7 protein-coding genes are annotated in these 12,098 nt (G+C 37.3%); all 7 read right to left on the reverse strand.

From position 1 onward, the window contains the following. Window positions 1-13: 13 nt before the first annotated feature. Entirely contained in the window at window positions 14-937 is a 924-nt protein-coding gene (locus tag DXB58_RS21140; protein WP_199487996.1) for a glycoside hydrolase family 43 protein, read from the reverse strand. 205 nt (window positions 938-1,142) lie between these two features. Then, complete coding sequence (locus DXB58_RS21145) at window positions 1,143-1,811, reverse strand: DUF3826 domain-containing protein (protein ID WP_122138175.1); 669 nt, start codon at window positions 1,809-1,811, stop codon at window positions 1,143-1,145. A 60-nt stretch (window positions 1,812-1,871) separates the two neighbouring features. Further along, a complete protein-coding gene (locus DXB58_RS21150; RefSeq protein ID WP_122138176.1) occupies window positions 1,872-3,611 on the reverse strand; it encodes a thrombospondin type 3 repeat-containing protein in 1,740 nt (579 codons plus the stop codon). A gap of 177 nt (window positions 3,612-3,788) precedes the next feature. Further along, the gene (locus tag DXB58_RS21155; RefSeq protein ID WP_008999523.1) at window positions 3,789-5,972 is read right to left on the reverse strand and encodes a RagB/SusD family nutrient uptake outer membrane protein; all 2,184 of its coding nucleotides are present in this window, start codon (window positions 5,970-5,972) and stop codon (window positions 3,789-3,791) included. 14 nt (window positions 5,973-5,986) lie between these two features. Then, a complete protein-coding gene (locus DXB58_RS21160; RefSeq protein WP_122138177.1) occupies window positions 5,987-9,307 on the reverse strand; it encodes a TonB-dependent receptor in 3,321 nt (1,106 codons plus the stop codon). Window positions 9,308-9,347: 40 nt separating this feature from the next. Beyond that, window positions 9,348-10,769: a DUF4992 family lipoprotein gene (locus tag DXB58_RS21165; protein ID WP_122138178.1), complete on the reverse strand. Its 1,422-nt coding sequence runs from the start codon at window positions 10,767-10,769 to the stop codon at window positions 9,348-9,350. Between the two features lie 175 nt (window positions 10,770-10,944). Then, the gene (locus DXB58_RS21170; protein WP_122138179.1) at window positions 10,945-11,838 is read right to left on the reverse strand and encodes a sugar phosphate isomerase/epimerase family protein; all 894 of its coding nucleotides are present in this window, start codon (window positions 11,836-11,838) and stop codon (window positions 10,945-10,947) included. Between the last annotated feature and the right edge of the window lie 260 nt (window positions 11,839-12,098).

Below are 12,098 nucleotides of genomic sequence, written 5' to 3' on the forward strand. Positions count from 1 at the left end.
ATTAGTTCCGGATTTATTTCTTTTCTTCCAGCAATGCCTTTACTACTGATTCCGGAGCTTTGAATATTGTTCCATGCTTATGTCCCACAGGGATGCTTACCTCTTCTGTTACGTCTGTAAAGTTCCGGAAATCCTTTGTACGCATAGCACCATATATTTTTTTCTTATACACATCAAAATAGATTAGATAATCATCGCCCAACTTCTCTACAGACGGTCCTTCTACAAAGGATTCAGTAAAAGGCTGAGATGCCGGCGAATAAGGTCCGGTCATAGAATCGGAAAAAGCGATTTTCAGATTACGCTCCGGACGGGTGTTATCCTTAAGCACCATGACATAGTCATTCTTTGCCCGTTTCACTATGACAGCATCAATGGTGCTAAACCCCGGGTCGTACAGAAGTTTTGCTTTCGAAACGGTTTTAAAATCTTTTGTAGTGATATAGTATAAACGATGATTGTTATTCTCTTCCTCTATCCCCCTCTCAAAACGCCCGGGGACACAAGAGGCCCATACGACCATAAACTGTTCACTCTCGTCGTCATAGAATATCTCCGGAGCCCATACATTAATGGTAGTCGGTTCGTCTGCCATTACAGGAATCATCTGTTGCTCCGACCAGTGAATCAGGTCTTTGGAATGTGCGTAACCAAATCCCAAATCTCCTTTCCAACTTGTAGTCCAGACCAAATGATAAGTTCCATCCGGCGTGCGCACCATTGAAGGGTCTCGCATTAGTTGATGCTGCCCCAATTCCGGTTTCAACCAGATTCCCGGAATACTGTCCCAATGCATTCCATCCTCACTATATAAGTATCTCAATCCCTCATCAGCCGGTTCATGAAATGAAGTGAACATATAGTAGTCTTTGTTACCTCCACAAGAAGCCAAAAACAGAAGACTTATTGCAGCTAATGTATTTCTTAACTTTTTCATTTCTATATTCTATAATTGTATCCTTTATACAGAGGAGACGATAATAAGTCTAATTTGTACTCAAATATAACGGAAGAATCACTAGATTCAAAATTTATATATGATAAAAGGGCGACTCTCCGAGCCACCCTTTCCACCATCAAACAAACTAACCATTTACAATGGGAAAGAATTTCGCTTCTTTTTATAGTATCTTATTTTTTTATTATAGAGAACCTCCACGAGCTTTTACACGTTTATACCATTCCTCACGTTCTTTCTTCAGGTCATATCCACGTTTAGCCAGATAATTATTGATACGTCCTTTGTACTTTCCGAAAGCAGCGTGTTTCTTGTTCGAATTTTCTGCATCCAATGCGAATTCACGTGCCTCTATCAGCCAAGCATATATCTGGGCTTTTTCTTCTTCTTTCAAAGTGGGAATCATGTCCAGATGTGAGTCATAAGTCACTTTCACCACTCCATAAGTCATGCCATCCTTCACTGCCTCTATTTGCTTTTCATCAAGAAAGAGGGATAAATCGGCAGGAAAAGCGAAATGCGAACGGTATAATGCCGCATCTTTTTCATTTTCGGCAGCTTTCAGTGCTTCATTCTTAGCATCGCCGGTCAACCCTGAATCTTTTACCTTCTTGACTTTTGCATCCCGTACTTCATAAATATCATTTAATTCGAAGTAACGATTGGCTATGATATTACGAACGTCTTCGGCAATTTTCGCATCTGTAAGCCCAAGTTTATCAACGATCTTCTGTGACCGACCGACAATAGACTTCACATATTCAGGATCACGATTCTCTTTATTTAAGTCGACTGCCTGTGCGGACATCCAACCGAAAATAAAAAGCAATGATAGTATCAGTATCTTTTTCATTGATATTGTTTTTAAAGTAAGATGCCGAAAGAAAACTTGGCTCCGGCATCTTACCGGCGATTACATTAATTTTCCTTTTTCAGCCAATGTATCGTAGTTGTTCTTCATATCTCTCCAATCTACTTTATGCTTTGTGCTGATACCGTTGATATATTTTTCAATATTAGTATATCCGTCACCTGTACAATCTTTATTAGCATCACTCGGATCATTCGGATTCAAGCCATTGGCTATTTCCCATTCATCCGGCATACCGTCACCGTCTGTATCTACATAAGGAGTACCTTTATATTCAGGGAATCCACCCATCTGGCGAATATCAGTAATAATACCCTGCTTATAAGAATCTTTCGGCAAACGACGATATTTAAACTGTCCGTCCTCACCCATTGATTTAGGAGACAAACCTGTCAAGTCGCCATAACCATCTTTCGGAAGTTTCTTTTCATAATAAGGAATGCCTGTTTTCACTTCTTCAATCACACGTTCATCTACAATATCACGACAAGGGATAGTTGCACCTGCATGTTTCAATACATAATCATAAGCATCATTTGCACCCATAATATGAATATACGGCATTTCAAACGGTTGATAGCTTCTCATGTATTCAGTATATCCGTCAGTATTCGGTTGAGTCTCAATCTGAATACCACCATTCCAATTGTCTTTTGTAATTTCAGGATAACCTTCCATGACATTTCCATCGGCATATACACGTCCATATACCTTATAGTTCAATTTACTACGTCCGGCTTCCGGCTTCAAAATACGATGTCCTACATTAGAGTCTTTCGGCGTAGCAGGTCCCGGTTTGTAGTAGTTATTAATCATATTGAACATTGCGGTATAATCACCACCATCAGAAGAACGATGAACCCAGTTGAACACTACATTATTGACAAAGTTGAATATTCCATTCCAACCGATAGAAGGGTTACGTCCCGCATTACTAGCCCATAGGTTACGGGCAAATGCACAGTTTTCACCTCCCAAAGTGCTACCAAATGCATGGTTGTATGTATCCAATGCTTTTGCAGAGATTGTATTCTGAATAGTCACATTGACAGTAGGAAGTTTCAAATCTTTGCTTTCATATTGACCTTCACTAGGATCATACATATGACGATAGAAAGATATATTTTCATCCAACCCCCATGAGCAAGAACAATGGTCTATCATGATATTACCGATCGGATTACCTCCGAAAGAATCATCGCGATGCCAAACCTTTGTTTCTCCACGACGGAAACGCATATGGCGCACAACAACATCATGTGTATCTACCCAAAATGATTCGCCGGCAATACAAACGCCATCCCCGGGAGCCGTTTGTCCTGCAATAGTAACATAAGGAGCACGAACTATAATCGGAGACTCCAAACGGATAATACCTGCCACATTGAACACGATAATACGAGCGCCCCCTGTTTCACAAGCTTCACGGAAAGATCCAGGTCCACGATCATTCAAATTAGTCACAGTAATCACTTTACCGCCACGACCACCGAAGCTATACATACCGCCACCTTCTGCTCCAGGAAATGCCGGAATATTCGCTTGTGGCAAATCACATGGACGACTAGCCCAAGGAATATAAGGACGTCCCTCTTTTGCTTCTTTCTGCACTATTGGCAGTGCCTTCGCCCATGCTTCATCAGAGCGCTTCCGCTCTTCAGTCATCATCTTTTTATAATTTTCTTTGGCTTCGTCGGTTATTTGTGGGTATTGCGCCCATGCAACAGTCGGAGTCAACATTGCAGCAGCAAAAGCTGCTAATAATACATGTTTCTTCTTCATTTTTATTTGGTTTAGTGAAGTTGTTAATTCAAAAATACAATAATAAGACGAAAGAGAAAAAGATTTGTAATCAGTAGAGCTAATTATTTATAGCAAATCTACTCTTTAATCTAAAAAATATCTCCAACACTTTAAACAAGTATTGGAGATATATTAATCTTTAATCTAAGTTTTTAGTTATTCAGCTAATGGATCAAACGTACCTAATGCTCCACTTTGATTATAATCATTCCAGCCTATATTCTGCAGCAATGTTACATTATTCTGCATAAAATTCTGTTTAAAACCTATGAAATAATACTTTGGCAAGAAATTAATCTCATATTGTGGATCACCATCTACACGAGTTGTCTTACGATATAAATTTGCACGATAAAAATCTGCCAAATTATCAATGGCCGTATTAGTTGCTCCCTCGCTTGCCTTTTCTGTTAAAACAGTTTTTGAATCATCCAAATTCAAGACTGGTCGTGTAATTCCAGCTTTTACAATCGGATCAGCGTCCATTTTTGCTTCAGCTGTACCAAAAGAGGTATTCACACATACCTCTAAACCTGTTCGACGGTGGGTTTCATTAAATGGAGTAACTTTCAAATAATTACAAGTATTTCCATTAAATCCACTCAATTTCCAAGTAGATTTTAAGACCTCTTGTCCAACACCACCATCCCATAACATCCAGCGGCGCATGTCATCAAAACGTTTGCCTTCGTATGCTAATTCTATCTGACGTTCATACAATATAGCACCAAACAACTCACCACGATCCATCCTCTCTAATTTATCACCATAAGCTGCAACATCAGATTCACTATAACCTGCACGCAAACGAATATCTTTTAAGATACTGATGGCTTTATCGTAATTCTTGATACCACAAGCTGATTCTGCTAAATTTAATAAAACTTCTGCATAACGCATTTCCATGTAAGGAGCACCGCTCCATTTAAATGGTTCACTTACTGTCAGATCATAATTATACAATGGAGAAGAGTTCACACCTAAATCATCAGAGCGCTTACGAACATAAACTCCTTTTACATTTGTTGCCAATCCATCTGATCCATAACCGCTCTGATCTTCTGCGATTTGCTTGTTTTCATCATCGTACCAAGTATAATTCCATAATACATATTCATCACCCGTATATGGATAATCCACCCCCTTAGATGTTGGATCGCCTTTAAATCTCCACATCACACCAGGGAAAGCAAATGTACGATAGAAACGCGGATCACGATTAAGGAAAAAACACTTCGAGTCATATGCATATTTTGACTCTCCCGGTTTCATGCCATCGGCCATTGGAAATAAATCGACCATTTGTGCTGTAGTAGCTTTACCACCACCTCCATACGTGTTTTTAGGACGAATAGAATTTTCCCATGAATTATTCTTGTTATAACTCGTTCCTGCAGATTCTTTTATAGTATTATATAAAGTTACAAATACAGCTTCAGGACTTTGGTAATCAGAAAACATCTTTGCCCAGTTTCCACCATTACGACCAGGATTACCAGCATAAGCTAATCCAAAGCCTCCCTCTGTCAATTTATTAACTGCTGCTTCATTGGATTGGTAAGCCAAATCCCAACGCGCTTCATCATCTCCACGATTAAATAAAGGACTGGCATAAAGCAACCGAGCACGACCTTGTAAAGCTAATGCTGTGCCGGCAGTGACACGTCCATAATCAGCACTTAAAGTAGTATTCCAATTGACAGGCAGATAATTAGAAGCAGTTTCCAAATCATCACAAATAAAATCAATACAATCTTTCGTAGTTGAACGTGGAATGGACAAATCCAAACCTCCATCATCATTCAACATCGGTGTTTGTACATGATCTATAATCGGCATACCACCATAAATCTTAACCAATCTGTAATAACACCAAGCACGGAAGAAATAAGCCTGCCCTAATAATTCACGTTTTTGCTCTTCTGTCAATGTACTAGCGGTTACACCTTCAATAATATCATTACACTCACGAATACGTCCATAAGGGCTTGTATTCTTCATTTCACGATAAGCATAATCAGGTACTGTTGTATAATCAAGTTCCGTAGTCGGATCTATGAAAACAGAGAAACCTCCATATTCTTCTGTTGATTGCGAACATTCATCTGCCACACCTGCACTTGGAGTATCAAATCCGATCCCTGATGTTGAACTAGGAAGCAAATATTGATACAAAATATTAACGCGGCCTTTAGCACCTTCATAGTCATTATAAACCTCCGATGTAACAGCACCATAAGCTTTCTTATCTTGTAAGAATTCATCACTACACCCTTGGAAGAAAAGTGCTGTAGTTGCCATAATAGCAACTGCACTGAATTTTGTTATTCTATTTATCATAGTTATTTCCTTTCTTAGAATGAAATATTAACACCTAATGTAAATTTGCGTAGAACCGGATAAACACCATAATTACCAGTTAAAGGATCCATGAAATTATCAGGATATGGATTATAAAGGCTTAACAGATTCTGTCCAGTCAAATTAAAACGACAACTTTCGATACCAACTCCTAATTTTCTAAGCCATTCATTAGGAATAGAATATGCTACAGTCAAATTACGTAAAGTAACTCGAGTTCCGCTAATTCTCCAGAAAGTAGAGGTTTCACTATTGAGTGAATACATTAGGTTAGGATATTTGGCATCTCTATTTTGAGCAGCTACAATATTACCTTGTGCATCATATACATTCTCATATACATACATGTTATTTGACCAGAACGAAGGCATATTATAATATTCTAAAGCTTTATAATCGGTTTGTTTTGTTATAGGACTATACACACTACGTGCTTCTTTAGGAACGAAACTATATCCTCCCCAACTAGCACCAAGTTGTGCACTAAAAGACAAACCTTTCCAACTACCTCCAAAATTCAATGTAAAGCTATAAGGATTAGAACGATTAGATATTTTTACTTTATCCACATCTGTTACAGAATGATCAGCTGCTTGATATGTTCCATCCGAATTCAATGGACCTTTTATATCCTTATAAATCAACATACCAGGGAATACTGCATCCTTTGTCTTTCCTAAATATGTACCATATGTACCATCTGGTTTTTTCATATATTTCTCAAAATATTCTTCAATTTCTTGATAACTACGGAACATACCTATACATTGATATCCCCACGTACCAAGATCTGTCCGCTCATTAGGATGTTGTTGATCTTGTGCAATAGTAGTAGGCCAATACATTTTCTTCACTTTATTATCACTGTAACCTGTATTCAATTTCACCCAATATTTAAAGTCTTTACCAATATTATCTTTCCAGCCTAATGATATCTCAACACCATAAGTATCTACAGAACCATAGTTAGTAGGTGCAGGTTTGGTTCCAACTGTTGAAGGTAGAGCAGCAGATCCTTGAGGACTCATAAACATATCACGGTGCATGTTGTAATATCCATCTAAGTTTATTGACAAACGACTGTCTAATGTACGAATATCAAAACCTAGATTCGTCTGATAACTTTTATCCCAATGTGCATCACGGTTAGGAATACCATTATTTACATTAGTAGAGATACCGGCACCTATATTATTGGATGCACTTGTTCCAAATACTGCCCCTTTATTAGCATCACGATTATAAAGCGTCAACCAACTCCAAGCAGCGATATTATCTTTTCCCAGCATACCAAATGATCCGCGAACTTTCAAGAAATCAATACCTTTCACGTGTTCTTTAAACCAGCTTTCTTCTGATACAACCCATCCAAGAGACAGAGATGGAAAAACTCCCCAATAGTTCTCTGGAGCGAACTTTGTCGATGCATCTGAACGAATCAAAAACTCCAGCAGATATCTGTCGGCATATGAATAATTCACACGTCCGATGTATGACAACATTCCTGATTCAGAACGACTAAATTCAGTACTTTGAGTACCACTTGCTGTTTTAGATTGACCATCATTGAAACTCAACGGATCAAGAACCTGTCCCCAAACATATTCAGATTCTGCCTCACTTTTCTCTATAGAAAACAAAGCACTCACATCATGAAGACCAAATTTACGTGCATAGGAAACATTAAAGTTCATTTGATATTGATCAGCACGATCCATTTGTCGTCTAATCAAATTACCATTAGATTTTGTAATAGCAGAGAAATTTGCTTCCGAAAGATCCAAATCATCACCAGTATAAAGATGTTGACCCGATCCACCACGATTCAACATTTTATATACGGTCACATTAGTTCCTAACTGATTAGCCTTCGTATTATTGATACTTTTCGAGTATGAAAACTTCATTTTCAAACCTTTAAATATACTACTCCATCCGAAATCGTATTCTACCGAACTATTCAAAGTCATATTCGAAGTTCTATTATTTGAATAGTTATTCAAATCCTGAATAGAACGATAGTTATATGCTTGAATATCTTTAACTTCTGAATTGCTTACTCCTAATGCAGCCATAGAATGGCCAGCAACAGAACTTGGAATATATCTCAAATGAGTCAACAATGTATTATAATCAGTATCACTATTCTCACCACCAACTTTATTATATGCCTTTGTCTGATTTCCATAGTCACCTGATACCTGCAATGATGCTTTCAACCATTTACTTATTTTTGCATCAACCCCTGCACGATAGTTCCAACGGTCATAATCCAACCGACCCAAATTACCATCTTGAGTGTAATAAGACATACCGGCAAAATATGTTGCACGATCCGTACCGCCACTAACATTAATACTATGTTTCTGTGTGAAAGCAGCAGACCACTCATCTTTTAATAAATCATAATTCAGATTTCTCATCGCAGCTAGCTCATCAGCCTGAAATAAGTCTGTTCTATTATTAATAGAACCATCTGTAGTCGGAGCTGATGCTACACCATTCCATAATACACCATAATCATATGCATTTAATAATTTTGCACGAGAAACTTCATCTGTGTAACCAAACTGACCATTATATGAAATTTTCGGAGTACCAATTTGACCACGTTTTGTCTTTACTAAAATAACACCTTGAGCAGCACGTGCACCATAGACAGCAGCTGCAGCATCTTTCAAAACTGTAATACTTTCAATTACACTTGCATCTAAATTATTGAAAGCTGTTTCATCTTGAATATAGTCATCAATAACATATACCGGACTTGATGAGCCTCCTGTAGAGAAGCTTGAAGCAACATCATTTTGACGAATTGTAAGACTAGCTCCTTCACCGGGACGAGTGTTACCACCACTAACGCCCAATCCATTCACTACTCCTCCTAATGCATTACCTAAACTAGCAACAGATAAATCGCTAATTTCTGTCGGAGTAACGGTGGAAATAGCTCCTGTCACATTTTTCATCTTCTGTGTACCATATCCTACTACAACCACTTCATCTAGTTTCATTAAATCTTCTTTCAAAACAATTCGCATATCCTTAAAATCAGAGATTGTCTGACTGGTATATCCAATGTACGAAATGGTTATTTTTCCCTTGGGAGGAACAGATATAACAAACTTACCATCCATATCAGTAATCGTTCCCAACGTAGTTCCATCAATCTTTACAGCAGCTCCAATAATAGGTTCACCTATTTCATCTACTACAACACCACTAACAGATCTCGCTTGCTGTGCTTGAAGCGACACACAAAAAAACATCAAAAAACACAAGCAGCACTTGAGAAATAAATATTTCTTTTGCATATATTCTTATTTTAAATTACATGTTTAAACAATCCCTCACTTATTGCAACCAACGTGGATCCCCAACTTTTTTGGCTATGATAGTAGAACTTGACACCGCAAAATTCCCAGATGTAGGATTCGTAAATCCCGGATCTTCCTGAAATTCACTACCATCTGTACTTTGTTTATTAACATCGCCATCCACTTCCTCATAATATGCATTATTAGAGAATTGCTTATTACCGCTATTAAACAATTTTTGTACAGTACCACAGTGCTGAAAAATATTATTCATCACAGTAATAGTAACTTTACTATTTTTCATACCTGAATAATTAGCAAAATTCTTACTATATGCAACATTATAAAAGGTATTATTTAACAGCTTCACACTACTACTCGAGAAAAGAGAACTCAAATTAGTAGATCCTGCAGCATTATTTGCATATTGGATAAAAAAGTTACCGCCTTTAGATAAATCATAGAACGTAGAATTGGAAATCTCCAAATCATTAATACATCCACGTCCTCCATCTGTAAAACTTATAACAGGCTTCTTTGAATCTTGTGCAGTATTTAATTCTACAATACAATCTTTAATATACAATCCTGAAATAATATAATTCTTTCCACCATTATAAACCAAGCTTCTAGCTATGCCCTTGATATTACATGATTGAATTACAATAGGCATTAACATCGGGTACCATTTCCCATCTACCAACGTTGATTCATCAGGAGTCTCACTCATTGTTAAAAAAGAGCCATACTGTGCAGCCTGATCAACACCTGTACAATCAAAATCAATATATTTAATTTTCAATCCGTATCTTGTTTTAATCAAACCATTCGTTCCCATTGTTACCTTAGGATGATGAATTTTATCTCCACGGAATGTAATCCAATAACCAGCAAAATCAAGTGGACTATTTAACGTATAAGTACCATTAGCTTCCAAATCATATGCCATTTCAGCACCAGTATCCTGAATAGGATTAGCTGCAAACCATTCTGCAATGTCTGAACCACTAGGGATTGTAGCTATTGTAGGTATCAAAGAAGACCACTGTGCTAAAGAACTTTCTTTCGCATCAGCGTTATTATATTCTACATTACCTAATGATTTAACTGCCACCTGATATTTTGTATCTTCTTTCATTTCAACTTCCAAAGAACAACCATCAACTGTTTTATCTAATACAGTTTCCGGATTCTCTGGATCGTCTACTATTTGAAGCAATACTTGATATGCGCTAGCTCCTAATACAACAGGCCATTTTACTGTGAATGTTTTTTCATCAGCACTCTTTGAAAATGTAATACCATCTTCTGCAGGAGATAGCAATTGGGTATTACTTACTCCAGACGAAAAGGTTTCATTATTATCAAAACCTTTCGCACAAGAGGCAATGAAAAGAACCATGGGTAAGTACCATAGGTTTCTGACAACCCTCATTTTAATCTTCATCTTACTCTTCATAGATTAAATTTTAATTTAAACAAAAATAATATATTATATCTTCAAAATCTAAAAGTTCTTTTAAGGAAAGACGTACAATCAAAAAAAATGTAATCACCTAAAAGGATAAAAAATAGATTTTGCACTTTTTCTCTCTCTTTATTATATTAACTATATCATAATCATCCTCCTATCTTTACTGAAACACTTCTTTCAAATACCTAATATTCGTGCCATAATTCTTCTTCACGTTTCGCACATCATCCTTATCACGTGAACGTTCTACTACTAGCCATCCACTCCATCCCATCTTGTCTAGAGTCTTTTTCACCTTATTCATGTCCAATCGTTCATTAAAAGGCAGAGTCACTCCATCTGTATCCGTACAGTGAATCTGGCAAATATTCTTTTTCCCCAGAATCTTCAATTCCTTACATAAATTCCTTCCATTCTCCAATGCATTTTGAAATTTAAAATAGATCTTGATTCCCGGAGAATTAATTTCTTTCAGCAGTTTCACATCTCCTTTAGCATCCAGTTGAGTTTCAATGCCGATAACTACTCCTTCAGAAGCAGCCATATCTCCCACCTCCTTCAAACGTTTTACAACTTCTGTTCGAAGTGCTGAATTCTTTTCCCATCCAGTTTCGATTCCCCCCAAAGGAAGAAAAGCTACTTTAGTATTCATTACTTTCATTGCATGAAGGCAGTCTTGAACCAACTCTTTATAATTAGCACGTTCCAGAAAAGACTGTCCGTAGAAACCGGACATAGCAATAGAAGAAACCTCTAATTGATATTTTTGAGCAGTTTCACGAAATAGCTGCTGAAAATGAGGTTCCCGCAATTTATTATCAAACATTTCTCTCTTGCCAAGGCCACCCATATCCAGTTCGACGCCGTCACCATTCAATTCGTGTACCAATTGAAATGAACCGATTTTCTGACGCTTCAGAATCATCCAGTCACATACAGCTATTTTATAACGTTGTTCCTTTTGCTGCGATCCGGCAATCGCTAATAGAGGGAAACACTCTGCAAGTATTAATATCCAAAGGATATGTTTGAATAAATTTCTTCTTGTTTTCATCTTATTGCCTACAATTTACATAGTAGACGTATGAAAGAGATTTTTGTAATCACCTATAAAACAGAGAATAACTATAAATGTGGCAGAGTATAGTCTAATGAAAATAAGATAATGACGGTATCCGGGAGAAATAGTGACGCTATTTTAGCCGGATACCGTCACTATCCCGAGCATATAGCGTCGCTATTTTCCGAGAAGTAATAATAGTAAATGTAATCGAGTAGGAGGAAAACGAAGTAGTTTTCTTCCTACTTTCGCTT

Origin of the sequence: Bacteroides sp. OM05-10AA (assembly GCF_003439055.1) — a bacterium.
Taxonomy (GTDB): Bacteria; Bacteroidota; Bacteroidia; order Bacteroidales; family Bacteroidaceae; genus Bacteroides; species Bacteroides intestinigallinarum.